The organism is Lysobacter sp. P5_C4, from assembly GCF_054049695.1.
In genome coordinates, this window is the sequence record NZ_JBFULX010000004.1 from 435143 (window position 1) to 460366 (window position 25224).

The 25224-nt window shown below is 67.7% G+C and carries 22 protein-coding genes, 1 rRNA gene and 1 other RNA gene; 16 read left to right on the forward strand and 8 right to left on the reverse strand.

Features of this window, described 5'->3' with window-relative positions:
• Nucleotides 1–379 precede the first annotated feature (379 nt).
• From gcvH to ACXJJ8_RS12405, 4 genes are all read right to left on the reverse strand, one after another.
• Nucleotides 380–775 (reverse strand): glycine cleavage system protein GcvH, encoded by a 396-nt coding sequence (gcvH, locus tag ACXJJ8_RS12390; protein WP_498961202.1) that lies wholly within the window; start codon nucleotides 773–775, stop codon nucleotides 380–382.
• 101 nt (nucleotides 776–876) lie between these two features.
• Nucleotides 877–1986 carry a glycine cleavage system aminomethyltransferase GcvT gene (gcvT, locus tag ACXJJ8_RS12395; protein WP_499030476.1) on the reverse strand — a complete coding sequence of 370 codons (1110 nt, stop codon included), beginning with the start codon at nucleotides 1984–1986 and terminating at the stop codon, nucleotides 877–879.
• A 51-nt stretch (nucleotides 1987–2037) separates the two neighbouring features.
• A complete protein-coding gene (locus tag ACXJJ8_RS12400; protein ID WP_499030478.1) occupies nucleotides 2038–2475 on the reverse strand; it encodes an NfeD family protein in 438 nt (145 codons plus the stop codon).
• A gap of 3 nt (nucleotides 2476–2478) precedes the next feature.
• A complete protein-coding gene (locus tag ACXJJ8_RS12405; protein WP_499030480.1) occupies nucleotides 2479–3441 on the reverse strand; it encodes an SPFH domain-containing protein in 963 nt (320 codons plus the stop codon).
• A gap of 98 nt (nucleotides 3442–3539) precedes the next feature.
• On the opposite strand from ACXJJ8_RS12405, the gene ACXJJ8_RS12410 reads away from it, so the two are divergent.
• The 3 genes from ACXJJ8_RS12410 to ACXJJ8_RS12420 all read left to right on the forward strand — a co-directional run bounded on the left by ACXJJ8_RS12410 (nucleotide 3540) and on the right by ACXJJ8_RS12420 (nucleotide 5939).
• Nucleotides 3540–4130 carry an RNA polymerase sigma factor gene (locus tag ACXJJ8_RS12410; RefSeq protein WP_499030482.1) on the forward strand — a complete coding sequence of 197 codons (591 nt, stop codon included), beginning with the start codon at nucleotides 3540–3542 and terminating at the stop codon, nucleotides 4128–4130.
• Nucleotides 4123–4692, forward strand: coding sequence for a hypothetical protein (locus ACXJJ8_RS12415; protein WP_499030484.1), 570 nt, complete (start codon nucleotides 4123–4125; stop codon nucleotides 4690–4692). Before ACXJJ8_RS12410 ends, ACXJJ8_RS12415 begins: the two co-directional genes overlap by 8 nt.
• A 74-nt stretch (nucleotides 4693–4766) precedes the next feature.
• Nucleotides 4767–5939 (forward strand): PDZ domain-containing protein, encoded by a 1173-nt coding sequence (locus ACXJJ8_RS12420; RefSeq protein ID WP_499030487.1) that lies wholly within the window; start codon nucleotides 4767–4769, stop codon nucleotides 5937–5939.
• A 3-nt stretch (nucleotides 5940–5942) separates the two neighbouring features.
• On the opposite strand, the gene ACXJJ8_RS12425 is transcribed toward ACXJJ8_RS12420, so the two are convergent.
• Nucleotides 5943–6914: a potassium channel beta subunit family protein gene (locus ACXJJ8_RS12425; RefSeq protein ID WP_499030489.1), complete on the reverse strand. Its 972-nt coding sequence runs from the start codon at nucleotides 6912–6914 to the stop codon at nucleotides 5943–5945.
• Nucleotides 6915–7011: 97 nt separating this feature from the next.
• Between ACXJJ8_RS12425 and ACXJJ8_RS12430 the strand changes: the two genes are divergently transcribed.
• From ACXJJ8_RS12430 to ACXJJ8_RS12440, 3 genes are all read left to right on the forward strand, one after another.
• Nucleotides 7012–8151, forward strand: coding sequence for a GGDEF domain-containing protein (locus ACXJJ8_RS12430; protein ID WP_499030491.1), 1140 nt, complete (start codon nucleotides 7012–7014; stop codon nucleotides 8149–8151).
• Between the two features lie 93 nt (nucleotides 8152–8244).
• Complete coding sequence (locus tag ACXJJ8_RS12435) at nucleotides 8245–9543, forward strand: NupC/NupG family nucleoside CNT transporter (protein WP_499030493.1); 1299 nt, start codon at nucleotides 8245–8247, stop codon at nucleotides 9541–9543.
• The gene (locus ACXJJ8_RS12440) at nucleotides 9543–10496 is read left to right on the forward strand and encodes a ribokinase (protein ID WP_499030495.1); all 954 of its coding nucleotides are present in this window, start codon (nucleotides 9543–9545) and stop codon (nucleotides 10494–10496) included. Before ACXJJ8_RS12435 ends, ACXJJ8_RS12440 begins: the two co-directional genes overlap by 1 nt.
• On the opposite strand, the gene ACXJJ8_RS12445 is transcribed toward ACXJJ8_RS12440, so the two are convergent.
• Both ACXJJ8_RS12445 and ACXJJ8_RS12450 read right to left on the reverse strand, forming a co-directional pair.
• Nucleotides 10483–11820 carry an aminopeptidase P N-terminal domain-containing protein gene (locus tag ACXJJ8_RS12445; RefSeq protein ID WP_499030497.1) on the reverse strand — a complete coding sequence of 446 codons (1338 nt, stop codon included), beginning with the start codon at nucleotides 11818–11820 and terminating at the stop codon, nucleotides 10483–10485. The genes ACXJJ8_RS12440 and ACXJJ8_RS12445 overlap by 14 nt on opposite strands.
• Complete coding sequence (locus tag ACXJJ8_RS12450; RefSeq protein ID WP_499030499.1) at nucleotides 11820–12368, reverse strand: UPF0149 family protein; 549 nt, start codon at nucleotides 12366–12368, stop codon at nucleotides 11820–11822. Before ACXJJ8_RS12450 ends, ACXJJ8_RS12445 begins: the two co-directional genes overlap by 1 nt.
• Nucleotides 12369–12467: 99 nt before the next feature.
• Here ACXJJ8_RS12450 and ACXJJ8_RS12455 point away from each other — a divergent pair, with 99 nt between their 5' ends.
• The 10 genes from ACXJJ8_RS12455 to ACXJJ8_RS12500 all read left to right on the forward strand — a co-directional run bounded on the left by ACXJJ8_RS12455 (nucleotide 12468) and on the right by ACXJJ8_RS12500 (nucleotide 24985).
• Entirely contained in the window at nucleotides 12468–17036 is a 4569-nt protein-coding gene (locus ACXJJ8_RS12455) for an EAL domain-containing protein (protein ID WP_499030503.1), read from the forward strand.
• A 59-nt stretch (nucleotides 17037–17095) separates the two neighbouring features.
• On the forward strand, nucleotides 17096–17317 hold the full coding sequence (locus tag ACXJJ8_RS12460) for a TIGR02449 family protein (RefSeq protein ID WP_498980082.1): 222 nt from the start codon (nucleotides 17096–17098) through the stop codon (nucleotides 17315–17317).
• Nucleotides 17314–17619: a cell division protein ZapA gene (locus ACXJJ8_RS12465; RefSeq protein WP_499030505.1), complete on the forward strand. Its 306-nt coding sequence runs from the start codon at nucleotides 17314–17316 to the stop codon at nucleotides 17617–17619. Before ACXJJ8_RS12460 ends, ACXJJ8_RS12465 begins: the two co-directional genes overlap by 4 nt.
• A 138-nt stretch (nucleotides 17620–17757) precedes the next feature.
• A non-coding RNA gene (ssrS, locus tag ACXJJ8_RS12470) (6S RNA) lies at nucleotides 17758–17941 on the forward strand.
• A 9-nt stretch (nucleotides 17942–17950) separates the two neighbouring features.
• Nucleotides 17951–18544, forward strand: a complete 594-nt coding sequence (locus tag ACXJJ8_RS12475) for a 5-formyltetrahydrofolate cyclo-ligase (protein WP_499030507.1) — start codon at nucleotides 17951–17953, stop codon at nucleotides 18542–18544.
• Nucleotides 18541–19020 carry an EVE domain-containing protein gene (locus ACXJJ8_RS12480; protein ID WP_499030508.1) on the forward strand — a complete coding sequence of 160 codons (480 nt, stop codon included), beginning with the start codon at nucleotides 18541–18543 and terminating at the stop codon, nucleotides 19018–19020. Before ACXJJ8_RS12475 ends, ACXJJ8_RS12480 begins: the two co-directional genes overlap by 4 nt.
• The gene (gene rpiA, locus ACXJJ8_RS12485; protein WP_499030510.1) at nucleotides 19017–19664 is read left to right on the forward strand and encodes a ribose-5-phosphate isomerase RpiA; all 648 of its coding nucleotides are present in this window, start codon (nucleotides 19017–19019) and stop codon (nucleotides 19662–19664) included. Before ACXJJ8_RS12480 ends, rpiA begins: the two co-directional genes overlap by 4 nt.
• 150 nt (nucleotides 19665–19814) lie before the next feature.
• Entirely contained in the window at nucleotides 19815–20447 is a 633-nt protein-coding gene (gene imuA / locus ACXJJ8_RS12490; protein ID WP_499030512.1) for a translesion DNA synthesis-associated protein ImuA, read from the forward strand.
• Nucleotides 20448–20456: 9 nt separating this feature from the next.
• Nucleotides 20457–21878 carry a Y-family DNA polymerase gene (locus ACXJJ8_RS12495; protein WP_499030515.1) on the forward strand — a complete coding sequence of 474 codons (1422 nt, stop codon included), beginning with the start codon at nucleotides 20457–20459 and terminating at the stop codon, nucleotides 21876–21878.
• Nucleotides 21879–21883: 5 nt separating this feature from the next.
• Nucleotides 21884–24985: an error-prone DNA polymerase gene (locus ACXJJ8_RS12500; protein WP_499030560.1), complete on the forward strand. Its 3102-nt coding sequence runs from the start codon at nucleotides 21884–21886 to the stop codon at nucleotides 24983–24985.
• A gap of 89 nt (nucleotides 24986–25074) precedes the next feature.
• Here the strand turns inward: ACXJJ8_RS12500 and rrf are convergent.
• Nucleotides 25075–25187, reverse strand: a 5S ribosomal RNA gene (gene rrf / locus ACXJJ8_RS12505).
• Between the last annotated feature and the right edge of the window lie 37 nt (nucleotides 25188–25224).

A 25224-nucleotide genomic window follows, 5' to 3' on the forward strand; every position in this document is an offset into this window, starting at 1 on the left:
ATTTTTTTATTGGCTCTCAGGGCAAGGCGCGGGTAGCGGACTCCGGCCGACGGGGGTGCGCGGCGTTTCGTTCGAGACGCCGATCGCCCGCGCATGCAGATCACTGTTGCAAAAAACACCTTGTTTTGCGCAGTCGAAGAAAAACGCGCTGCATGCCGACAGTGCATGCGCGATTGCCCGCGCTCGATGGCGCGTGCGTTGCCCGAAGGGGCATCGACGGTGTTCGACGGGGCGAAAAAAAGTTTTCGCGATGACGCATCGCAGCACCCGATTTACGCCCAACTGCGCAAACTTCGACCGCTCGTCGGAAACGAATCCGGCCGCGCGAGGCGGCCGGATCGAGTACCGCAACGTGTGCGGAGATCAGACGCGCGTCACGTCAGTGATCTTCTTCCTCGAGGAGTTCGGCGTAGTCGTCCGGCGCCAGGAGTTCGTTGAGCTGCTCGGGTTCCTCGGCTTCGATGACGAAGATCCAGCCGTCGCCGTACGCGTCTTCGTTGATCGTTTCGGGCTTGTCGGCCAGCGCGGCGTTGACCTCGACGACCTTGCCGGTCACCGGCGAATACACGTCGGAGGCGGCCTTGACCGACTCGACGACCGCGACCGCGGTGCCCGCTTCCACGCGGTCGCCGACGTTCGGAAGTTCGACGTACACCAGGTCGCCGAGCAAGCCCTGCGCATGGTCGGAGATGCCGATCGTGACCTTGCCGTCGCCTTCGACGCGTGCCCATTCGTGGGACTTCATGAACTTCAGGTCGCCGGGGATCTCGTTCATCGTGCTGCTCCGTGCTGCGTCGTCGTGGGGAAGGGTGGACGGTAGTGTAGCGAAGGGGGGCGGCGCCGGATCAAGCCATGCGCCGCACCATTCGTCGCATTTCAGATGCCCGGTTGCGCCTTGCCTTCGCGCACGAAGGGGAACTTCACCACGCGCACCGGGACCTCGCGGCCGCGGATGTCCACGCGCACGGGCGCATCGGCATCGAGCGGACCGGCAGGCACGCGCGCGAAGGCGATCGCCTTGCCGAGCGTCGGCGAGAACGTGCCGGAGAGGATCTCGCCCTCGCCGTTGGGCGTGAGCACCTTCTGGCCGTGGCGCAACACGCCCTTCTCATCCATCACCAGGCCGATCATCTGCCGCGGCACGCCGGCGGCCTTCTGCGCTTCGAGCGCGGCGCGGCCGGTGAAGTCGCGGCCCTCGTCGAGCGAGACGGTCCATGCAAGCGCGGCTTCGAACGGCGAGACGGTGTCGTCCATGTCCTGGCCGTAAAGATTCATGCCGGCTTCCAGGCGCAGCGTGTCGCGCGCACCGAGGCCGGCGGGTTTGACGCCCGCGGCGAGCAACGCATTCCAGAACGCGACGGCCTGCGCATCGGGCACCAGGATTTCGTAACCGTCCTCGCCGGTGTAACCGGTGCGGGCGACGAACAGCGGCACGCCGTCCTTCGACATCGCATCGGCGGCGGCGAAGCGCGTGAGCTTGCCGACCTTTTCGACGGACGCGGCGTCGAGCAACGACGCCACGCGTTCGCGGGCGGTCGGGCCCTGCACGGCGACCATGCCGAACTCGGGACGCTCGGCGACGTCGACGCCGAACGCATTGGCCGCCGCGTTGATCCATGCCAGGTCCTTCTCGCGCGTCGCCGCGTTGACGACCAGGCGATAGAAGCCTTCGCCCATGTAATAGATGATCAGGTCGTCGACCACCCCGCCCTGCGGGTTGAGCATCGCGGTGTACAGCGCCTTGCCCGGCGCCTTGAGCTTGTCGACGTTGTTGGCGACCAGCTTGCGCAGGAAGTCGCGCACGCGCTCGCCGCGCAGGTCGACCACCGTCATGTGCGAGACGTCGAACATGCCCGCGTCGCTGCGCACCAGGTGGTGTTCGTCCACCTGCGAGCCGTAGTGCAAGGGCATGTCCCAACCGCCGAAGTCGACCATCTTGGCGCCGAGCGAACGGTGGGTGTCGTTGAGGATCGTCTTCTGCGTCATGCGGGCTGCCGTGGGGTGCGTGAGCCCGCGATTATCGCATCCGCGAACGGCTCAGCCGGCCACGTCGACCCGCAACGTCATGCCTTCGGCCGACAGCACGCGGACCGGCGTGCCCGCCGGGAGATCGGGGCCGACCACGTCCCAGAACGCATCGGCGATCTGCACGCGGCCGTGGCCGTTGACGATCGCGCGGTCCAGCGGCACCACGCGGCCGATCAATGCGGCGGTGCGCCGGTTGAGGATCCGATCGCCATCGGCCGGCACGTTGCTGCGGCGGAACCAGCGCCGCCAGACGAGCAGCGAGACGACCGCGAGCGCGCCGAACACGCAGGCCTGCGCAAGCACCGACAACCCGGGCACCACCAGCACGAGCAGCAAGGTCGCCGCCGCCGCGAACCCGAGCCACAACATGAAGGCGCCCGGCGCCAACACCTCGGCCGCGAACAGCAGCAGCGCGATCGCCGCCCAAAGGAAAACCTCGGTGCGCATCCGTCAGCCTCCGCTGCGCGGCGTCGGGGTGGCGGAGGTCGCGACGCGCGGCGACTGGCCGAGTGCTTCGCGCGCGAGTTCGGCGATGCCGCCGAGCGAGCCGATCATGCCCGCCGACTCCATCGGCATGAGCACGAACTTCTGGTTCGGCGCTTCGGCGAGCGACTTGAACGCCTCGATGTATTTCTGCGCGACGAAATAGTTGATGGCGTTGACGTTCCCGCCCGCGATCGCGTCGGAAACCATCTGCGTGGCTTTCGCTTCGGCTTCGGCGAGGCGCTCGCGCGCTTCGGATTGGCGGAACGCGGCTTCGCGCTGGCCCTCGGCTTCCAGGATCGTCGCCTGCTTCTCGCCTTCGGCGCGCAGGATCTCCGCGGCGCGATGGCCTTCGGCTTCCAGGATGTTGGCGCGCTTCTCGCGCTCGGCCTTCATCTGCCGCGCCATCGAATCGATCAGGTCGCGCGGCGGCTGGATGTCCTTGAGCTCGATGCGGTTGACCTTCAGGCCCCAGGGATGCGTGGCCGCATCGACCGCGAGCAACACCTTCGCGTTGATCTCGTCGCGCTTGGACAGCGATTCGTCCAGGTCCATCGAACCGATCGAGGTACGGATGTTGGTCATCACCAGGTTGAGGATGGCGATCTCCAGCTGCGCGACTTCGTAGGCGGCCTTGGCCGCGTCGAGCACCTGGAAGAAGACGATGCCGTCGACCTTCACCACCGCGTTGTCCTTGGTGATCACGTCCTGGCTGGGCACGTCCATCACCTGTTCCATCATGTTGATCTTGCGACCGACGCGCTGGTAGATCGGCACGAGCAGGTGCAGGCCCGGGTCCAGGGTGTGGGTGTAGCGGCCGAAACGCTCGACCGTCCATTCGTAACCCTGCGGCACCATCCGCACGGCCTTCATGACGGCCACCAGGGCCAGGAAGACGACGATCGCGCTCAGCAGCAGGTTCAACGACATTGTTGCGTTCCCCATTCGGTGTCGGCCGGAGTATAGGGTTGTGGGACGACACAAGCGGCTGCGACGCTTTCGCTCCCCGGGGCATCCACGGTCTACGAATGACCCTTGCCGATCCCGCCACCCCACGTTCGAGTTTCGCCATCGACGTGCCCGATGCCCTCCTCGCCCGCGCGCGCGCAGGGGACCGGGCCGCGTTCGAGCAGCTCTACCGTTGGTTCGAGCGGCCGGTGTTCACCCTGGCGCTGCGGATCGGCGGCGACCGGGAGGAGGCACGCGACGTGCTGCAGGACACGATGCTCAAGGTGCTCGGCCGGATCGGCGAGTTCCGCGGCGGGGGCAGCCCCTTCTGGGGATGGCTGCGGCAGATCGCGGTCAACGAAGCCCTGATGCGCCTGCGCCGCGACAAGCGCCTGGCGCAGGAGATCGGCGTCGACGACACGGGCGTGTTCGCCGAAGACGACGCACCGCTGCCGCCCGCCGCCGCCGATGCGGCGTTGGTCCAGCGCGCGCTCGCCGGTTTGCCGGCCTCCACGCGCAGCGTGCTGTGGCTCTACCACGCCGAGGGCTACACGCACGACGAGATCGCCGCGCTGATGCAACGCACTGCAAGCTTTTCCAAATCGCAACTCGCGCGCGGGACCCGGAAGCTCCGCGCCGCACTGTCCATCAAGGAGGACGTCCATGCGTGACACCACCCGCAATCCCGCCGGCGATGCACCGGCCACGTGGGCGCAGGCATTCGATGCCTTGCCGCTCGAACGCCCTGACACCGACGCCTGGTCGGAGATCGCCGCGCGCCTGCCTGCGCGCAAACGCGTGCACTGGCCGGCAGGCCTGGCGATCGCCGCCGCGCTGGCGCTCGCGGTGATCGTGCCCTTGCGCATGTTGCCGATGTCGAACGCAGTCGCCCCGCCTGCGACGCCCGTCGCCGCTGCGACGACGCAAGCCTCGCAGCCCGACAGCCTGGAGACGCTCTACGCCGAATCTGCGCAACTGGAAGGCTTGCTCGCGCTCGCGCGCGACGATTCGGTGGGCAGCGGCGCGGCGGTGGAAGTCGGCGCCAACCTCGACGCCGAACTCGCCCGCATCGATGCCGCGCTGCGCCAACCCGACCTCGGCCGCGACGGGCAGCTCGCGCTTTGGCGCGCGCGCGTCGACATCTTGCGCTCGGCCGTGAGTTTCGAATCCACGCGTCGCTGGATGGCGGTGCATGGAGAAGGTTACGACGGCGCGCTCGTTCGCGTGGATTGAAGCGCGGCTGCGACGCTCGCGCATCGACCCGCATCCCTGTCAACGGACCCACACACCACCGCATCGAGGACCGCATGAAACCTTTCAATGCCACGACGCTACTCGGCGCCTGCATCGCACTCGCGCTCGCCGCGAGTGCCGCCGCGCAAACGCCGAAGCCCAAACGCGCTGCAGATGCCCCGACGCAGGCGCAACTCGACGCCGCGCAGGCCGACCTGGAACGCGCCGCCAGGCGCGTCGCCGAACTGCAGGGCAGGCTTGGCGTCGAGGTCATCGCGCCCGACGTGCATATCTTCGAACGCCAGATGATGAAGAAGCCGGTGATCGGCGTCGTCCTCGCGCCCGATCCCCGGGCCGGCGTGCGCGTGGCCGGCGTCACGCCCGACAGCGGCGCGGCGAAGGCCGGCCTGAAGGCGGGCGACCGCATCACCGCCGTCGGCGGCACGCAGGTGCTCGGCAACAACGGCGAGATGCGCCTGGACAATGCGCGCAAGCTGTTCGTCGGCATGGACGAGGGCAAGCCGATCCGCATCGACTACGTGCGCGCGGGCAAGGCCGCGAGCGCGAACGTCACCGCGTCGATGGACCAGGATGTGTTCTGGGTCGGTGGGCCGGACGTGGGACCGCAGCTGCGTCGCATCGAAGTGCCGGGCGTGGGCGACAACGTGCGCCAGGAAATCATCCGCATCGGCCCGCGTGGCGACTGCAAGGGCAAGAACTGCAAGGTGCCGATGCTCGCCGAAGCCTTCCGCTGGAACGGGCTGAACCTGGCCTCGGTCGATGCGAAGCTCGGGCGTTACTTCGGCACCGACAAGGGCGTGCTGGTGTTGAGCGCAGGCCCCGACCTCGAGGGCCTGCAGCCGGGCGACGTCATCCAGAAGATCGATGGCCGCTCGGTGAACTCGCCGCGCGAGGCGATGGAAGCGCTGCGCGCGAAGGACGACAACGCGACGGCACTGGTGGAGTACATGCGCGACCGCCGCGTCGCGAGCACGCGCATCAAGTTGCCGGAGATCAACCTGCGGTTCATGACGCCGCCGCCTCCGCCGCCGCCGCCGCGCGTACCTGTCGCACCGCCTCCCCCGCCGCCGCCGCCGGCTGCCTTCCTCCACGACGACGGCGCGATGACCGAGATGCACACGCAGTTCGCCTGGGTGGACGACGGCAGCGAGCTCGAACTCGAATACGGAACGCCGCCGCCCGACGGCGCGACGATCGTCCGCGACGTACAGATCAAGACGAACTGAGGTTTACGCGGACGCGGCCTCGATCCGCGACCACGTCGCATCATCGAAGCGCTCGGCAAGTTCGAGCGCTTCGAGGTTCTGCACCAGCTGTTCTTTCTTCGTCGCGCCCAGCATCACCGTGGAAACGTGCGGGTTGCGCAGGCACCAGGCCACCGCGAGCGGCGCAGGCGGCACGCCGAGTTCTTCGGCGACCGCGGTGAACTTGCGCGCGCGTTCGAGGTGCCGTGCCTGCGGATCGTCCAGCAAGGCATCGCGCAACCATGCGAAGCGCTCGTGCCCGAGCCGCGAATCCTGCGGCACGCCCGCGTTGTACTTGCCCGTGAGCAAGCCCGAGGCGAGTGGCGACCAGATCGTCAGGCCCAGGCCGTATTCGGAATACAAGGGCGCGTATTCGAGCTCGACGCGCTCGCGATGGAACAGGTTGTACTGCGGCTGTTCCATCGTCGGTGCGACGAGGTTGTGCGCGCGCGCGACCTTGTGCGCTTCGCGGATCGCCTGCGCCGGCCATTCCGACGTGCCCCAGTAAAGCACCTTGCCCTGGCGCACCAGCGTGTCCATCGCCCACACGGTTTCGGCGACCGGCACGTCGGGATCGGGGCGGTGGCAGAAATAGAGGTCGAGGTAATCCACGCGCAGGCGCCTGAGCGCGGCGTCGCAAGCATCGTGCACGTGCTTGCGCGACAGGCCGCGCTGCGTCGGCCGCGGATGGTCCACCGCGCCGAAGAACACCTTGCTCGACACGCACCAACTGTCGCGCGGCAGGCGCAGGTCGGCGAGCACGTCGCCCATCACGCGCTCGGCTTCGCCGTTGGCATAGGTCTCGGCGTTGTCGAAGAAATTGATCCCGTGGTCGTACGCCGCGGCGATGAGTTCGCGCGCTTCCCCGCGGCCCAACTGGTTGCCGAAGGTGACCCAGGCGCCGAAGGACAGCGCTGAGATCGGGAGGCCGGAAGCACCGAGGCGGCGGTAGCGCATGCGAGGTTCCTTGTCGCGCGGGCGGGCCGCCGAGCATACGCCCGGTGCGCGCGGGCGGTGGGGTATCCTCGCGGGCGGGGAACCTCAGGGGTGCGGGATGCGTTCGACGACCGCCGGCCGGCATTACACCGAAATCCTCCAGACACTGGTCACGCGCCCTGACGAGGTGATGCTCGAAGTCGGCTCGGGCGGCGAACTGTTGGTCGCCCGCCTTCGCGTCGTCGTCGCCGCGATGCTGTTGCTGCTGCCACTGGCGAACGCGGCCACCGGCGGGCAATTCAGCGAGACGCTCATCGGCCTGGCCGGCGCGGTGTTCGTGAACGTATTCGCGCAAGTGTGGCTCGCGTTGGCGCGGCATGGCCGGCGCTTCCGCTGGCTGCCCTTCGCTTCCGGCGCGTACGACGTCACGGCAACCACGCTGGTCCTGCTGATCCTGGCGTGGAACCACCTGCCTTCCGGCGTCAACAGCATGATCGTTTGGTGCGGCTACCTGCTCGCGATCGCGCTCACGGCATTGCGCAACGACGGGCGCGTGACGCTGTTCGTCGGCGCCCTCGCGATCGTGCAGTACGCCGTGCTGACCATGGGCGTGTTCGCGATCGCGACGCCCGACCAGTTGATTTCCAGCGATTACGGCACGGTCACCATCGGCGGGCAGTTGCAGCGCCTCGTGCTGCTGGCGGCGTTCACGCTGATCACGGCGGTGGTCGTCTATCGCATGCAACGCCTGGTGGAGATGTCGGGTACCGACGGTTTGACCGAACTCCCCAATCGCACCTGGCTGGTGCATCGCTTCCCGCGCCTGTTGGATGCCGCGCGCCGCGACGGCGTGAGCCTGTGCGTCGCGCTGATCGACCTGGACCATTTCAAGCGCATCAACGACGAGATCGGGCATCACGCGGGCGATCGCGCGCTGATGCACGTCGTCGACCTCGTGCGCGATTCGCTGGAAGACGGCGAATGGCTCGCGCGCCTGGGCGGCGAGGAATTCGTGCTGGTGTTGCGCAAACCGCTGGGCACCGCGTGGGAACGCGTCGATGGTTTGCGTCGCACCTTGTTCTCGCGCCGCTTCATCCCCGACCCCGGCGCCGACCCGCTGCTGGTGACCTTCAGCGCCGGCGTCGCGAGCTTTCCCCATGAAGCGACCGACCTGTCCGGCCTGCTTCGCCGCGCCGACCTCCGCCTGAATTCGGCAAAGGCCGCCGGCCGCAACCGCGTGCTCGCCCGCGACGCCTGATACCTGAACACGGCTTACCGCGGCGTTGGTTGCCGCTGGCGACACCCTCGACTAAGGTGCGCCGTCGGCCGCTGAGGCCTGGGGGATTTCTCGATGGATGCATTGGCCCGGATCGGCTTCGGCCTGTTCGGCCTGGCGGTGCTGATCGGCATCGCGTGGCTGTTCTCGAACAACAAGAAGGCGGTCGACTGGCGCCTGGTGCTGACCGGCGTGTCCCTGCAGATCGGGTTCGCGGCGCTGGTGCTGCTCGTGCCGGGTGCGCGCAATGTCTTCCAGGCGCTGGGCGATGGGTTCGTCGCGATCCTCGCCTTCGTCAACGAAGGTTCGAAGTTCATCTTCGGCTCGCTGATGGACGTTTCGAAATTCGGCTTCATCTTCGCCTTCCAGGTGTTGCCGACGATCATCTTCTTCGCATCGCTCATGGGCGTGCTGTACCACCTGGGCGTGATGCAGGCGGTCGTGCGCGCGATGGCGTGGGGCATCACCAAGGTGATGCGCGTGTCGGGCGCGGAAACCACCTCGGTGTGCGCGAGCGTCTTCATCGGCCAGACCGAGGCGCCGTTGACCGTACGCCCCTACATCCCGCGCATGACCGAATCGGAACTGATCACGATGATGATCGGCGGCATGGCGCACATCGCCGGCGGCGTGCTCGCCGCGTACGTCGGCATGCTCGGCGGCGGCGATCCCGTGCAGGGCGCGTTCTACGCCAAGCATCTGCTTGCGGCATCGATCATGGCGGCGCCTGCAACCCTGGTCGTGGCGAAGATCCTGATTCCCGAAACCGGCACGCCGCTCACGCGCGGCACGGTGAAGATGGAAGTGGAGAAGACCGCGAGCAACGTCATCGACGCCGCGGCCGCCGGCGCGGGCGACGGTTTGCGCCTTGCGCTGAACATCGGCGCGATGCTGCTCGCCTTCATCGCGCTGATCGCGTTGCTCAACTGGCCGCTGACGTGGGCGGGGCATGCAACCGGGCTGGACGTTGCGCTCGGCCACCCGACCGATGTCGCCTCGATCCTCGGTTACGTCATGGCACCGATCGCATGGGTGATCGGCGTGCCGTGGCAGGACGCCACGACGGTGGGTTCGCTCATCGGCCAGAAGATCGTCATCAACGAATTCGTCGCGTACCTGCAGCTCGCCGACATCGTGAACGGCAAGGTCGCGGGTGTCGCGCTGAGCGAACAGGGCAAGTTGATCGCGACCTATGCGCTGTGCGGCTTCGCGAACTTCTCCTCGATCGCGATCCAGATCGGCGGCATCGGCGGGCTTGCGCCGGAACGCCGCGGCGACCTGGCGCGTTTCGGTTTGCGTGCGGTGCTCGGCGGTTCGATCGCCACTTTCATGACCGCGACCATCGCGGGCGTGCTGACCTACCTCGGAAGCTGATGGCCCGCGTCGTCGTCGTTGGATCGTTCAACGTCGACCACGTCTGGCGGTGCGACGCACTGCCCCATCCGGGCGAAACCCGCGTCGGTACGTACATGACCGGGCCCGGCGGCAAAGGCTTCAACCAGGCGGTGGCCGCCGCGCGCGCGGGGGCGTCCACGACCTTCGTCTGCGCGCTCGGCGAGGATGCCGGCGCGCAGTTGGCGCGTGCGTTGGCGGCAGCGGACGAAATCGCGCTGGTCGATCAACCAAGCACGCTTCCGACGGGAACGGCCGGCATCTACGTCGATGCGCAAGGGCGCAATTCGATCGTGATCGGCGCGGGCGCGAACGGGGACCTGCGCGGGGATTTCGTAGACGCGCAGCGCGACGCATTCACGCAGGCGAGCGTCGTGCTGGTGCAACGGGAGTCGCCGGAAGACGCGGTGCAGGCGGCGTTGCGCATCGGGCGCGCGTCGGGTGCCAGGACGGTCTTCAATCCGGCGCCGGCGAATGCGCAGGTCGGCGCTGCATTGTTGACGCTCGCCGACATCCTCACGCCGAACGAAACCGAATTCTCGGCGTTGCTTGCGCGGCATTGCGGCGTGACCGCCGATCCCGAGGGGATCGCTTCGACCGACGATGCCAGCTTGCACGCGCTCTGTCGGCGATTGTTGCCGCACGGCACCCTGGTCGTGACGCTCGGTGCGGCCGGTGCATTCGTTTCCCATGCAGGCGATGCGCTGCGTGGCGATGCGCGCGCGGCGTATCGCGTGGCCGCGTTCCCCGCGACGGCCATCGACACCACCGGCGCCGGCGATGCATTCAGTGGTGCGCTGTGCGCCTCGCTCGCAAAACGCGACGCGCCGTTCGCCGAACACGTTCGATTCGCCGCGCGTTATGCGGCGCGCGCGACGGAACACGCCGGCGCCGCCACGGCGATGCCGTGGCTTCCGGCGGTCAGCCCGCCATGAAGCCTTCGATTTCGTCCGCGTCGCGCACCAGGGCGTCGGTCAGGATGCGGTGACCGTCGTTGGTGATCACGATGTCGTCTTCGGTGCGGATGCCGATGCCGCGCCACTTCGCCGGGACGGTCTTGTCGTCGGGCGCGACGTACAAGCCGGGCTCGATCGTGAACACCATGCCGGGCTCCAACAGGCGCGACTCGCCGTCGATCCGGTATTCGCCGACGTCATGCACGTCCAGGCCGAGCCAGTGGCCCGTCTTGTGCCGATAGAACCGGCGATACGCGCCATCGGCGATCGCCTTTTCCAGGCGGCCCTTCAACAATCCCAGGCGTAGCAAGCCCTCGGTCAGCGTTTCGACCGCGGCGACATGCCCCGCGTCGTACGACACGCCGGGCCGCGCCTTCGCCAACGCCGCGCGCTGTGCCGCGCCGACGAGGTCGTGCAGCGCGCGCTGCTCCTTCGAGAAGCGCCCGTCGATGGGGAAGGTGCGCGTGATGTCGGCCGCATAGTTGCGATATTCGGCGCCGGCATCGATCAGCACCAGGTCGCCCGCACGCGCCGTCGCGTTGTTGGCGCGGTAATGCAACACGCACGCGTTCGCGCCGGCGCCGACGATGCTGCCGTAGGCGGTTTCGGCGTCGTTGGCGCGGAACACGCGTTCGAGTTCGGCCTGCAATTCGAATTCGCGCACGCCCGCGCGCGCCATGCGCATCGCCGCTTCGTGCGCGGCGACGCTGATGTCGGCGGCGCGCTGCATCAACTTGATTTCGTCGTTCGACTTGAACAGGCGCATCTCGTCGAGCAGATGCCCGAGCGCGAGGAATTCGTGCGGCGGCTGCGCGCCGGTGCGCGCCTGCGCACGCACGCGGTTGAGCCAACCGATCAGCTTGAGGTCGAACTCCGCGTCGCGTCCGAAGTGGTAGTACACGCGCGAGCGACCTTCGAGCAGGCCGGGCAGGATTTCGTCGAGGTCGGCGATCGGATACGCATCGTCCATGCCGAAGGCATCGACCGCGCCCTCCTGGCCGGCGCGCGGGCCGTCCCAGGCTTCGCGGTCGGGATCGCGCTCGCGGCAGAACAGGATCGTCTCGCCGTGCGCGCGGCCCGGGACCAGGACGAGCACGGCTTCGGGTTCGGGAAAACCGGTGAGATACCAGAAGTCGGAATCCTGCCGGTACGGGTAATGCGTATCCCTGCTGCGCACGCGTTCGGGCGCGGCGGGCAACACGAGGATCGCGTCGTCGCCGGCCATGCGCATGAGTTGCTTGCGTCGCCGTGCGTAGGCGGTGCCCGGAAGGTTGAGCGGGCGTTGCGGTTTCGCGGAGCGCATCAGTTGAATTGTTTGCGATGGCGCGGGGCCAGGACGCAGTCGCCATGCAGCAACAGCGAGGCGACGCGCACGAACTCCTCGATCTCGGCGAGCGCGTCTTCATCGTCTTCGTCGCCGTCGTCCTGTGCCGTGGCGGCGGCGAGCCGGGCCAGGTCGGCCAGCGCTTCGCTGCCTTCGTCCGACAACGGCGGGTTCTGTCCGGCGGCGAGGCCGAAGCCTCCAAGGAAGCCGCGGCACCAATCGAACAGGGCGCCGCTGCGTTCGCCCAGCGTGGCGTCGGCTTCGGGAAGCAGCAGTTCGAAGGAGAAGCCGCGATCTTCGAGCTGGCCGGCACTCGCCGCGCGCAACGCATCCAGCGCATTGCCCGGCGGGTTTTGCGGCAGTGCATCATCGGCCATCACGCGCGACAGCCAGTCGGGCGTGTCGTCGCCGCCGCCGGCGAACCAGCCGATCAGGGACCCGTGCAATTCCGCGGGCGTGACACCCAGGCGCTGGGCGGCGATGGCATCGTGGACGGCAGACCAGCTCGGCAAGGCGACATCGGACACTGCGGGGCTCCTTCGCGCAGGGCGCCAGTGTACCGCTTGGTTTGCGCCGCGGCGGCCGTTGGGGCCACACTGCGGTGAAGCCACCGGGATGTGGAGCCCGTGCGCCTGTCGATCCTTCGTTCGTCCGCCCGCGCCGGGGAGCGCGTCGCGGTTGCCATGTTCGCCCTGGCGCTTGCACTGTCCGTGCCGGCGAGCATGTCGTGGGCGGCCACGCGCGATTTCCATTTCCGCAGCCTGGGCAGCGAACACGGGCTTGCGCAGAACACCGTCACCGCCTTCGCGCAGGATGCAGAGGGCTTCGTCTGGGTCGGCACGCAAGGCGGCCTGCATCGCTACGACGGCCAGCGTTATCACCTGTTCCGCCATGACCCGCGCGACCCGGCGTCCCTGCCCGACAGTTACGTCACCGCGCTCGCGGTCGAAGGGCGCGATGCGTTGTGGGTGGGCACGTATTCGGAGTTCGTCGCGCGGCTGGACCTGCACGACGGGCAGATCAAACGGTTCGCGATCGACGGCGGCGCCGCGCTGCCGGGTTCGCCGCGCAAACAAGTGCTCGCATTGCTGCCGGTGGATGGGCAATTGTGGGTCGGCACGCAAGCCGGGCTCCTGCGGTTCGATCCGAAGACCGGGCGCAGCGTGGACCTGCTGTCGCTGGATCCGCGCATCGTCGCGCCCTCGCCCTACCAGACGCTCCTGCGCGATCGCGATCGCGCGGTGTGGTTCGCCAGCGCAGGTGGCCTGTATCGCCTCGGCGCAGGCGGGAGCGCGGAGCGCATCGTCGAAGGCACGGTGCGTTCGATCGCATTCGATCGCGATGGGCGATTGTGGGTCGGCCGCCCCGATGGCCTGTATCGCCTGCGCGACGATGGCCGCGCGCTGTTGCGCGTTTGGCCCCGCGTGGAGGGCGAAGCGAACACCGACGTGCATGCGATCGTGCAGGCGCCGGATCGCCGGTTGTGGATCGCGGTGTTCGGCGATGGCGTGCGCCGGCTCGACACCGACGGAAACAACGTCGAGGCCTTGCGGGAAAACTGGATGCAGGGCGCGCTGCCCGAGGGCGCGATCGGCAAACTGATGATCGATCGCGGCGGCGCGCTGTGGGTCGGCGGTCAATTCCGCGGGCCGTCGGTGACCGACCCCCTCGGCACGCGCTTCCGCTATCTGGCCGGCGGCGAACCCCGCAACTTCGCCTCGGGCGTGGCGGGCAACAGCGTGCGCGCGCTCATCGAGGACGACGCGCGGCAGTGGTGGCTCGGCACGGACAATGGCGAGCTGTATCGCGCCGATGCGCAGGGCAATGCGCTCACGCCGGTCGAAGGCTTCGCCGAGGCCTTCCCGGAACCGGGCCTGCTGTTGCGCGCGATGGGCTTCGCGCGCGGCGATGCGGGCAAGATGTGGATGGCGACGACGCGTGGCCTGGGTCTTGTCGACACGCAGGCCGGCACGATCTCCGCGGTTCCGCTGGCGGACTTTCCCGGCGTGCAGTTGCGCAGCATCGCGCGCGACGACGACGACGGCAGCCTGTGGCTGGGTTCGCAATTGCAGGGCTTGTTGCACTTCGATCCGGGCACGGGGCGCGTGCGCTCGTACACGGCGAAAGGCAATTCGCCCGAGCCTTCCACCGTGCATGCGGTCCTGTTCGACCGGAACCGACGCGTGTGGGCCGGTTCGAGCGATGGCCTGGAATTGCTCGAACCCGTGGCCGGCCGCATGCGGGTGTTCCGCCACGCGCCCGACGCGCCGCAGAGTCTCGCCGGCAACCTGGTGCGGGCCGTGCTCGAAGCCTCCGACGGCACGATCTGGGTCGGCACGCATTCGGGCCTGAGCCGCGTGATCGAAACGGGCAACGAGATCCGCTTCGATCATCCGCTCGACGCCGCACTGGGTCCGCGCCCGGTGCCGGTCGTGTTCTCGATCGCCGAATCGCCGCAGGGCCTGCTGTGGCTCGGCACCGACGCGGGCCTGATGCGTTTCGACCCGGCGCACGGCACGGTGCGCGCCTTCGGCATGGCCGACGGCCTGCAGGATCTCGAATTCAACGGCGGCGCGGCATTGAAGCTGCGCGATGGGCGCCTGCTGTTCGGCGGGGTGCGCGGGCTCAACGTGTTCGATCCGCGCATGGTGCACGACAGCGCGTACATGCCGCCGGTGCGGTTGCTGACGGTGCGCTTCGGTGCAGCCGGCGTGACCGACCAGGACCTGGCGTGGCAGGCCTCGCGCATCGACGTTCCGGACGATGCGGGCATGCTGCGGTTGCGCGTGGGCGCGCTCGACTTCGCCGACGGCGGCAACATCCGCTATCGCTACAAGCTCGAAGGGTTCGACGGCGACTGGATCGACAACGGCGCGATCCCCGAAATTACGTATACGCGCGTGCCGCCGGGCGACTACACGTTCCTCGCGCAGGCGACCAATCGCGACGGCGTGTGGAATCCGGACATGCTCCGCCTGCCGGTGCACGTGACGCCGCCGGCGTGGCGCCATCCGCTGGCGCTGGTCGCGTACGTCGTCGCGGGTTTGCTGCTGCTCGGTTCGATCGCGTGGCTGGTCGTGCAGCGTCGCCGTCGCGAGAAAGTGTATTTCGCGCAGATCCGCGATCGCGAGGAGCGCCTGCAGCTTGCGCTGTGGGCTTCGGGCGAGATGTTCTGGGACTACGACCTGGCGCGCCGCGAAATGCGCAGCATGCGCACCGCCGAAGGTGACGAGGCGCGCCGCGGCATCGCGGTGCAGACCGACGTCGACCAGCGGCACGAGATCCACGTCGACGACTTGCCGCGCGTGCTCGACCGCCTGAAGGACCACATCCGCGGGCAGGCGCCCTTGTTCCTCTCCGAGCATCGCGTACGCGGCCCCAACGGCGCATGGACCTGGGTGCGCGCGCGTGGCCGGGTGGTCGAAAAAAGCGCCGACGGCCGCGCCCTGCGCGTGGCCGGCACGGCGCGCGACATCACCGCCGGGCGGGCCGCCGAACGCGAGCGCCGCATTGCCAGCGAAGTGCTGCGCAGCATGTCCGAAGCGGTGGCCGTGCTCGATCGCGATTTCCAGTTCGTGTCAGTCAACCCCGCCTTCAGCCGCATCAGCGGTTACAGTGATTCGGACGTCATCGGGCGCTCGGCGAGCCTGCTCGACAGTGCGCAGCACGATCCGGACTTCTATCGCCAGACGCGGGCGGAAGTGGAGCGCAACGGCCGCTGGAGCGGCGAGATGTGGCAGCAGCGCAAGGACGGCGAAGAGTTCCTGTGCTGGATCGAAAGCAGCGCGGTGCTCGATGCAGGCGGGCAGCGCAGCCATTACGTCGCGGTGTTCACCGACATCACCGACAAGAAGCGCGCCGAGCAGGAGCTGCGGTACCTGGCGAATTACGACACGCTGACGAGCCTGCCGAACCGGGCACTGTTGTCCGAGCGCCTGTCGCGCGCGATCGTGCGCGCGCGTCGCCAGGAAAGCCGCATCGGGGTGTTGTTCCTCGACCTGGATCGCTTCAAGGACATCAACGATTCGCTCGGCCACGCGGCAGGCGACCGCATCCTGCGCGCGACCGCGGCGCGCCTGCAGCAAACCGTCGGGCCGCAACACACGGTCGCAAGGCTTGGCGGCGACGAGTTCACCGTCGTGCTGGAGAACATCGACACGCCGGAGGAAGCGGAGAAGATCGCGCGCGAGATCATCACGGCGTTCGAAGCGCCGCTGGACATCGATGAAACGCAGGACGTCGCGATCACGCCGTCGATCGGCATCAGCCTGTATCCCGACAACGCGGCCGTGCCGACCGACCTGCTCAAGCACGCCGACACCGCGATGTACCAGGCCAAGGCCGCCGGCCGCCGCATCTACATGCGTTACACCGAGTCGATGGAGATCGCGATCCGCCGCCGCGCAACGATCTCCGCCGCCTTGCGCAAGGTGCTCGATCGCAACGAGTTGCGCCTGGTGTTCCAGCCCAAGTTGTCGCTGCCGCAGGCGCGCATCACCGGCGTGGAGGCGCTGCTGCGCTGGACGAGCCCGGAATACGGCGAAATCCCGCCGGCGCAGTTCATCCCGCTGGCGGAGGAAAGCGGGCTGATCCTGGAAATCGGCGAATGGGCCTTGCGCGAGGCCTGCCACACGCTCAAGCGTTGGCGTGCGCATGGGCTCGACCGTTTGACGATGGCGGTGAACGTATCGGCACTGCAACTGTTGCGCGGCGATCTGCCGGCGGTGGTGTCGCGCGTGCTGGAAGACACCGGCGTGCCCGCCGAATACCTCGAACTGGAACTCACCGAAAGCGTCGTGATGTCCAACGCGGCGCAGACCGCGGTGACGCTGCAGGCGATCCGCGAACTCGGCGTGCAGCTGGCGGTCGACGATTTCGGCACGGGCTACTCGTCGCTGGCCTACCTCAAGCGCCTGCCCATCACGACGCTGAAAATCGACAAGGAATTCATCGGCGACCTCACCCGCGACGCCGACGACGAGGCGATCACCAGCACCGTCATCTCGATGGCGCACTCGCTGGGCCTGAACGTGGTGGCCGAGGGCGTGGAGGAGGAAGCGCAGGTCCTGTTCCTCCGCGCGCACCGGTGTGACGAGATCCAGGGCTACTGGCTCTCGCCGCCGCTGGACGCGCACCGCTGCCTCGGGCTGATCCGGACCTGGGCGCCCGACCTCAACGCGGCGGTCCTGCCGTGAGCGGCGCGGCCAGGCACGTGCGCCTTGACCACCCCCGGCACGCTGCCTAACCTGCCGGCATGGACACGGCCGACACCCTCGCTCAGCTTCAGGCCCTGGCCGCGCGCATCGACCAGCTCGCCGCCCTCGCGCAGCGGCTGACCGAAGAGAACCGCAGCTTGCGCGCGCAGCAGGAACAACTGTCGGGCGAGCGCGCGCAGTTGCTCGCGAAGAACGAGCAGGCGCGCTCGCGCGTGGAAGCGATGATCACGCGCTTGAAGTCGCTGGAGCAACACACGTGAGCAAGGCGAGCGAGCCGGTCACCATCCGCGTCCTGGATCGCGAATACACCGTGGGCGTGGAGCCCGACGAACGCGACAGCCTGGTTGCGGCCGCGAAGTTGCTCGACGCGAAGATGCGCGAGATCCGCGGCAGCAACCGGATGGCCGGCGTCGACCGCATCGCGGTGCTCGCCGCGCTCAACCTCGCGCACGAGTTGCAGCAGGTGCGCGGCGACACCGAGCGGCGCGACCGCGAACTGTCGAAAACAGTGGGCGCGATGCAACGCCGGCTCGACGATCTGTTCGATACGCCGCCTGCCTGATCTGCACGACGCGCACGCCCGATGTCGAGACGGCGTGCACGAAACGACGAACGCTTCGCGTCCACACCTGAATCCCCGCCATGTTTCGACCGACGAACGGACTTTCGCGTTTGAAGACCGGCGCTATACTTCGCCTCGCGTCCTCTGCTGTGTCGACGGCGCGCGCAAACATTCACCTTGTCCCTTTAAGACGACACCGGGGATGTAGCGGAGACCGGGCGTGCAAGTCCGCCATGAGCGGGAAGCCCGAAGGTCGCCAAACGTTCCCACTTGAACCTCGGGTTCAAGGTCGTTTCGCGCGCATCTTCACGGCGGAGGATGTTCTTTTTCCATGACGTTCTCGCGCGACACGCTCCGCAGGGAACTCCGCGCGAAGCGTCGCGCGATTCCCGCGCCTGCGCGGATCGCAGCGGCCGATGCGCTCGCCCATCGCCTGCTTTCCCTTCCCTTCGCACCGGTCTCCGGCCATGTCGCCGGTTACTGGGCCATGGATGGCGAGATCGCGTTGTCGTCCTGGCAGTTGCGCTTGCCGCGCGGTTGCACGTATTGCCTGCCGGTGTTGCACGAAGACGGCCTGCTGCGCTTCGCGCCGTGGCGCGGCGGTGCGGCGCTGGTTTCGAACAAGCACGGCATTCCCGAACCCGACGTTCCGCATTCGGCCCTGTTGCCGGCGCACGCCATGGCGTTCGTCGTCGCGCCGCTCGTCGCATTCGACGCGCGCGGGCATCGCCTCGGCATGGGAGGCGGCTGGTACGATCGCACCTTCGCGTTCCGTCGCGACCACGCCGCGCCGCCGCACCTGGTCGGCGCCGCGTTCGCCGCGCAGCAAGTCGACACCGTGTCGCCGCAACCCTGGGACATGCCGCTCGATGCGTTGTGCAGCGAAGTCGACACGCATCTCTTCGATCCGGTGCCTGCCCCATGAGTCCCCCGCGCCGCTATTGGTTGATGAAGACCGAGCCCGACACGTTCTCGATCGACGATCTGGAGCGCGTGGGCGTCGAACCCTGGAACGGCGTGCGCAATTACCAGGCGCGCAACCACATGCGTGCGATGCAACCGGGCGACGGCGTGTTCCTCTATCACTCCAGTTGCGCGGTGCCCGGCATCGCGGGGCTGGCGAAGGTGGCGAGCGCGGCGTATCCGGATCCGACGCAGTTCGACAAGAAGTCCGAGTACTACGATCCGAAGAGCACGCGCGAGGAGCCGCGCTGGTCGCTCGTCGACGTGGCGTTCGAGCGCAAGTTCGCGCAGCCGATCACGCTGGAAGACATCAAGGCGAATGCCGATGCACTCGGCGGCGAAGAATTCGCGCTCGTGCGTCGCGGCAATCGTCTCTCCGTGCTGCCGGTGACCGCCGCGCAGTGGAAGCAACTCCTGAAAATGGAACAACGCGCATGAGCGAAGCCAAACGACTCGCGGGCGAAAAGGCGATCGAGTATGTCCAGGACGGGATGATCGTCGGCGTGGGCACGGGTTCGACCGTCGCCTTCTTCATCGACGCGCTGGCGCGCATCAAGGACCGCATCGCGGGCACGGTGTCGAGCTCGGAACAGAGCACGCAGCGCTTGCGCGGGCACGGGATCGAAGTGCTCGATCTCAACGCGACCGGGCCCCTGTCGCTGTACGTGGACGGCGCCGACGAGTGCGACACGCGCAAATGCCTGATCAAGGGCGGCGGCGCCGCGCTCACGCGCGAGAAGATCATCGCCGAGGCGAGCGAGAAGTTCGTCTGCATCATCGATCCGGCCAAGCGGGTCGAAGTGTTGGGCAAGTTTCCGCTGCCGGTCGAGGTGATCCCGATGGCGCGCAGCCTGGTCGCGCGCGAAATCCTCAAGCGCACCGGCGGCCAGCCGGTGTGGCGCGACGGCGTCATTACCGACAACGGCAACGTGGTGCTGGACGTGCACGGGTTGTCGATCGTCGATCCGGTGGGTCTGGAGCGTGAGTTGAACCAGATCCCGGGCGTGGTGGCGGTGGGGTTGTTCGCGCGGCGGGCCGCGGACGTCGTGATCGTCGGTGGAGAGCCGCCAATCGTGCTGTGAGGATTTGCTAAGTCATTGATTCATCTAGTGGAACGACAGGTGGCACGGCCACTTCCACTTCCGGTCGCCGGTGTTAGTATTGCTACTAACCATGCGACGTCTCTCTCTCTTCCGCAGTCTTTCGCCTTCGCCTGATCGGGGCTTTCGCGCATGAGCGCGGTCGTCGCCCTCGATGGTCTGCTGGCCGCGCGCCGTGTCTGGCGCGGGCAACCTGCGACGCAGGCGCCGGTCGATGCAGTCGCCACCGGATGGGCTGCGCTCGATGCGGTGCTGCCCGGCGGCGGCTGGCCATCGGCGGCGCTCAGCGAAATCCTCCTGCCCGCCGACGGTGTCGGCGAACTGCGCCTGGTGTGGCCCGCGCTCGCGCGGCTGGCACAAGGCAACGAAAGCATCGTCGCGATCGTCGCCCCGCCGTATCGCGCGCACGCACCGGCATGGCAGGCAGCAGGTTTACGCAATGAAGTGCTGCAGGTGATCGACGCCAATCCGCGCGATGCCTTGTGGGCCGCCGAACAATGCCTGCGCTCGGGTGCATGCGCGGCGGTGTTGTGCTGGCCGCAGAAGGCGGACGACCGCGCATTGCGGCGCTTGCAGGTCGCTGCGGAAACCGGACGCACGCCTGGCTTCGCGTTTCGCGATGCGCATGCGGCCTTGAACCCTTCGCCTGCGCCGCTGCGCATCGCGATCGAAACCGCGCCGCATCGTCTGCGCGTGCTGAAGTGCCGCGGCGCGTTGGTGCCGCCTTCGCCGCTGCCCTTCCCCGCCACGTCGACGGCGGGATGAGGGCACACCATGCAGTGGGCGTGCGTATTGCTGCCGCAACTGGCGATGGACGGTGTCCTTCGCCGACTCGAAACGCCCGACGCGGCGGCGATCGCGCTCGTCGAAGGTCCGGTACAGAAACGCACGCTGCATTCGGTGACGCCGGCGGCGCGCATGCTCGGTTTGCGCCCGGGTCTGTCGCTCGCTGCGGCGCAGGCGTTGAGCACGCATTTCCAGGCGGTCGACCACGCGCCTGACGCGGTCGAACGCGAGCGGGCCTTGCTCGCGGCGTGGGCGTACCGCTTCAGTTCGCAGGTGAGCACGGACCTGCCGCATGCGTTGCTGTTGGAAGTCGGGCACAGCCTGCGCCTGTTCGGGCCGTGGCCACGGCTGGAAGCGCGCATGCGCGAAGAGTTGCGCGCGCTGGGTTTCCGGCATCGCATCGTCGCCGCGCCCAATCCGCATGCGGCGCGGGTGTTGGCGAACGTGCACGACGGGCTCGCGATCGACGAACACACGTTGAACAACGCGCTCGGCCAATTGCCGCTCGACCGCAGCGGATTGCCGCAACCGGTGGCCTTCGCGCTTTCGCGCATGGGCCTGCGCGAATTGCGGCAGGTGTTCGCCTTGCCGCGCGATGCCCTGGCGCGCCGTTTCCCGAAAGCGGTACTCGAACATCTCGATGCGTTGCGCGGCGATCGCATCGCGCCGCTGCATTGCTACATGCCGCCGGATCGTTTCGAAGGCCGCATCGAATTCGAAACCGATGTCGAGTCGAGCCAGGCCTTGTTGTTTCCGTTGCGGCGGCTCGCGCAGGATCTTGCGGCCTTCCTCGCCGGGCGCGATGGCGGCGTGCAGCGTTACACGTTGGTGCTCGAGCACGAACGCTGCGCCGACAGCACGGTGCCGGTCGGCCTGCTCACGCCGCAACGCGAGGCGAACATGTTGTTCGAACTCGGGCGCGGACGTTTGGAACAGGCGCGCTTGCCCGCGCCGGTGCGGGGGTTCCGGCTCGTGGCGGAGGAGTTGCCGCCGTTCGTACCCGCGGCGCCGGACCTGTTCGAAACGCGCGCACAACAAGACGTCCCGTGGCCGCAGTTGCGGGAACGTTTGCGCGCGCGCCTGGGCGATGAGGCCGTGCATGGCATCGGGCATGCGCCCGAACATCGACCGGAACGACACACGATGGCGGGCAAGCCGGTGCCGGACGCACGTCCGCGTCCGGGTTGGTTGCTGCCGCACGTGTTGCCTTTGCGCGATCACGCACTGTGCGTACTCGCTGGCCCCGAACGCATCGAAAGCGGCTGGTGGGATGGCGGCGATGTGCGCCGCGATTACTACGTCGTGGAGACCTCGCTCGGGCAGCGCGCCTGGGCGTTCTGCGCCGCGGGCGAGCCGGTGGATCCCGGCCCCGCGCCTTCGCACCTGATGTTGCATGGGTGGTTTGCGTGAGCCGCCTGCCCGCCTATGCGGAGCTGCACTGCCTGTCGAACTTCAGCTTCCAGCGCGGTGCATCGAGCGCGCGGGAGCTGTTCGATCGGGCGAAGCAGCAAGGCTATGCCGCACTCGCGATCACCGATGAGTGCACGCTCGCCGGCATCGTGCGTGCGCTCGAAGCTTCCGAAGCGACGGGCGTGCCGTTGATCGTCGGCAGCCAGATGCAGGTCGAAGGTGGACCGAAGTGTGTGTTGCTCGTTCAAACGCAGGCCGGTTATCGGCGCTTGTGCGAGTTGATCACCGCGGCGCGGCGACGTGCCGACAAGGGGACGTATCGCTTGCTGCGCGAAGATTTCGAAACCGCATCGCTCGAGGGTTTGCTTGCGTTGTGGGTGCCGCGGATGGATGAGCGCGACGTCGACGAAGCTGCGTGGTTGCGCTCGCAATTCCCCGACCGCACGTGGCTTGCGGTGCATCTGCATCGCGGGCCGGACGATGCGGCGCGGCTCGAGGCGTTGCGTACGTTGTCGCAGGCGACGAGGTTGGCGATGGTCGCGTGCGGGGATGTGCACATGCACGTGCGCGGCCGGCGCGCGTTGCAGGACACGATGACGGCGATCCGGCTGCACACCACGCTCGCGCAGGCCGGGCGCGCGTTGTTTCCCAATGGCGAGCGGCATTTGCGAACGCGGCAGGCGTTGTCGGCGATCCATCCACCCGAACTGCTGGCGGAGGCGGTGCGCGTCGCGCAACGTTGCACTTTCAACATGCGGCAACTGGCGTACACGTATCCGCATGAGCTGGTGCCTGTCGGCAAGACTGCGCGCGAGTGGCTGCGCGAACTGGTCGAAGAGGGCATCCAGGCGCGCTGGGCGAAGGCGAATTCGACGGAACACGAACGCGCCAAGGCGCGCGAGTTGATCGAGAAGGAACTGGCGATCATCGGGACGCTCGGATACGAGTCGTACTTCCTCACGGTGCACGACATCGTGCGCTTCGCGCGCAGTCGCGACATCCTGTGCCAGGGGCGCGGGTCGGCGGCCAATTCCGCCGTGTGTTACGCGCTCGGCATCACCGAGTTGCAGCCGGGGCAGATGGAAATGTTGTTCGAGCGCTTCGTGTCGGAGGAGCGCAACGAGCCGCCGGACATCGACGTGGACTTCGAACACGAGCGCCGCGAGGAAGTGCTGCAGTACGTCTTCGGGCGTTATGGCCGCGGGCGTGCGGCATTGGCGGCGGTGGTGATCCGTTATCGCGGGCGCAGCGCGGTGCGCGACGTAGCGCGCGTCCTCGGGCTGCCGCCGGACCAGGTCGACGAGATCGCGAAGACCATGGATCGCTGGAACAGCGATGTGCCGATGCCCGATCACCTGCGCGACCACGGCTTCGATCCGGAATCGCCGCTGTTGCGGCGCGTGCTGGCGATCGCGGGCGACTTGCTGGGGTTTCCGCGGCATCTTTCGCAGCATCCGGGCGGGTTCGTGATTTCCGAACATCCCTTGTCGACCCTCGTGCCCGTGGAGAACGCGGCGATGGACGATCGCACGGTCATCCAGTGGGACAAGGACGACCTGGACGTGATGAAGCTGCTGAAGGTCGATTGCCTCGCGCTCGGCATGCTCACGTGCGTGCACAAGACGTTCGATCTGTTGCGCGACAGTGGCCGGCGCGACATCGGGCTCGATGACATTCCGCAGGGCGATGAAGCGACGTACGCGATGATCCGAAAGGCCGATACGGTCGGCACGTTCCAGATCGAATCGCGCGCGCAGATGGCGATGCTGCCGCGTCTGAAGCCGCGCGTGTTCTACGACCTCGTGGTGCAGGTGGCCATCGTGCGGCCCGGGCCGATCCAGGGCGACATGGTGCATCCCTACCTGCGCCGGCGGAACGGCGAGGAACCGGTGACGTATCCGTCGGAGGCTTTGCGCGAAGTGTTCAAGCGCACGCTCGGCGTGCCGCTGTTCCAGGAACAGGTGATGCAACTGGCGATCGTCGCGGCCGATTACACGCCGGGTGAAGCCGACCAGCTGCGTCGCTCGATGGCCGCGTGGAAGCGTTACGGCGGCATGGAGCACCATCGGCAGAAGATCATCGCCGGCATGTTGCGCAATGGATACACGAGTGCGTTCGCCGAGCAGATCTTCGAGCAGATCAAGGGGTTCGGCAGTTACGGTTTCCCGGAGTCGCACGCGGCGAGTTTCGCGCTGATCGCGTATTCGAGTTCGTGGCTGAAGTGCCACGAGCCGGCGGCCTTCGCCGCAGCCTTGATCAATTCGCAGCCGATGGGGTTCTATGCGCCGAGCCAGATCGTGCAGGACGTTCGGCGGCATGGGGTGATCGTGCGGCCGGTCGACGTGCGTTACAGCAATTGGGATTGCACGCTCGAATCCTTGGGCGAGGCGACGTCGCAACCGGCGCTGCGGCTGGGGATGCGGATGGTGGATGGATTCCGCCAGGCGGATGCGGAGCGGATCATGGTGGCGCGGGCGAAGGCGGCATTCGCGGATGTCACGGATCTGTGCGTGCGCGGTGAACTCGACGCACGTGCGCGCGGTTTGCTCGCTGACGCCGGCGCCTTGCGGGCACTCGCGGGACATCGGCACAAGGCGCGCTGGGCTGCGGCGGGCGTGGAGGCGCAGCGTCCCCTGTTCGACGCGATCGGCGCGACCACGGAGGCGACGGTGGCATTGCCGCTTCCGACCGCCGACGAAGAAATGCGGACCGACTATGCGATGACGGGGCTGACGCTCGGCAAACATCCCCTGCAGCTGTTGCGATCGAAACTGCGGGCGCGGCGCTTCCATCGTTCATCGGAGTTGCGTGCGATGCCGCATGGCCGGAATGTTTCCTTCGCCGGCCTGGTGACTTTGCGCCAGCGGCCGGAAACCGCGAGCGGCGTGACGTTCCTGACGCTCGAAGACGAGGACGGGCTGGTGAATGTCGTGGTGTGGCGGCAGGTGGCGGACGATCAACGACGGCCGTTGCTGGAGTCGCGCCTGCTCGCGGTCGAAGGACGCCTGGAATCGAAGGACGGCGTGCAGCATCTGATCGCGAAGCGGTTGACCAACCTTGCGGCATTGCTGGGGCCATTGGATGCGACGTCGCGGGATTTCAGGTAAGTCGTAGAAAAGCCTGGCCAGGGTTTGTTGACCTGTTTGCTTCGCCCAAAGAAAAACCCCGCCATTGCTGGCGGGGTTTAGGTGTAAGGCCCTGGCGATGACCTACTCTTGCATGCGGATGCACACTACCATCGGCGCGGCTGCGTTTCACTTCCGAGTTCGGAATGGGATCGGGTGGTGCCACAGCGCTATTGTCACCAGGGAGAGGGTGGAGGGTCGCGGTTCGATCCGTCCTGGGG

What these genes read in the sequence shown, in the direction of transcription:
- gcvH (WP_498961202.1), bottom strand. Translation starts at nt 775, where the DNA reads ATGAACGAGATCCCCGGCGACCTGAAGTTCATGAAGTCCCACGAATGG.
- gcvT (WP_499030476.1), bottom strand. Translation starts at nt 1,986, where the DNA reads ATGACGCAGAAGACGATCCTCAACGACACCCACCGTTCGCTCGGCGCC.
- ACXJJ8_RS12400 (WP_499030478.1), bottom strand. Translation starts at nt 2,475, where the DNA reads ATGCGCACCGAGGTTTTCCTTTGGGCGGCGATCGCGCTGCTGCTGTTC.
- ACXJJ8_RS12405 (WP_499030480.1), bottom strand. Translation starts at nt 3,441, where the DNA reads ATGTCGTTGAACCTGCTGCTGAGCGCGATCGTCGTCTTCCTGGCCCTG.
- ACXJJ8_RS12410 (WP_499030482.1), top strand. Translation starts at nt 3,540, where the DNA reads ATGACCCTTGCCGATCCCGCCACCCCACGTTCGAGTTTCGCCATCGAC.
- ACXJJ8_RS12415 (WP_499030484.1), top strand. Translation starts at nt 4,123, where the DNA reads ATGCGTGACACCACCCGCAATCCCGCCGGCGATGCACCGGCCACGTGG.
- ACXJJ8_RS12420 (WP_499030487.1), top strand. Translation starts at nt 4,767, where the DNA reads ATGAAACCTTTCAATGCCACGACGCTACTCGGCGCCTGCATCGCACTC.
- ACXJJ8_RS12425 (WP_499030489.1), bottom strand. Translation starts at nt 6,914, where the DNA reads ATGCGCTACCGCCGCCTCGGTGCTTCCGGCCTCCCGATCTCAGCGCTG.
- ACXJJ8_RS12430 (WP_499030491.1), top strand. Translation starts at nt 7,012, where the DNA reads ATGCGTTCGACGACCGCCGGCCGGCATTACACCGAAATCCTCCAGACA.
- ACXJJ8_RS12435 (WP_499030493.1), top strand. Translation starts at nt 8,245, where the DNA reads ATGGATGCATTGGCCCGGATCGGCTTCGGCCTGTTCGGCCTGGCGGTG.
- ACXJJ8_RS12440 (WP_499030495.1), top strand. Translation starts at nt 9,543, where the DNA reads ATGGCCCGCGTCGTCGTCGTTGGATCGTTCAACGTCGACCACGTCTGG.
- ACXJJ8_RS12445 (WP_499030497.1), bottom strand. Translation starts at nt 11,820, where the DNA reads ATGCGCTCCGCGAAACCGCAACGCCCGCTCAACCTTCCGGGCACCGCC.
- ACXJJ8_RS12460 (WP_498980082.1), top strand. Translation starts at nt 17,096, where the DNA reads ATGGACACGGCCGACACCCTCGCTCAGCTTCAGGCCCTGGCCGCGCGC.
- ACXJJ8_RS12475 (WP_499030507.1), top strand. Translation starts at nt 17,951, where the DNA reads ATGACGTTCTCGCGCGACACGCTCCGCAGGGAACTCCGCGCGAAGCGT.
- ACXJJ8_RS12480 (WP_499030508.1), top strand. Translation starts at nt 18,541, where the DNA reads ATGAGTCCCCCGCGCCGCTATTGGTTGATGAAGACCGAGCCCGACACG.
- rpiA (WP_499030510.1), top strand. Translation starts at nt 19,017, where the DNA reads ATGAGCGAAGCCAAACGACTCGCGGGCGAAAAGGCGATCGAGTATGTC.
- imuA (WP_499030512.1), top strand. Translation starts at nt 19,815, where the DNA reads ATGAGCGCGGTCGTCGCCCTCGATGGTCTGCTGGCCGCGCGCCGTGTC.
- ACXJJ8_RS12495 (WP_499030515.1), top strand. Translation starts at nt 20,457, where the DNA reads ATGCAGTGGGCGTGCGTATTGCTGCCGCAACTGGCGATGGACGGTGTC.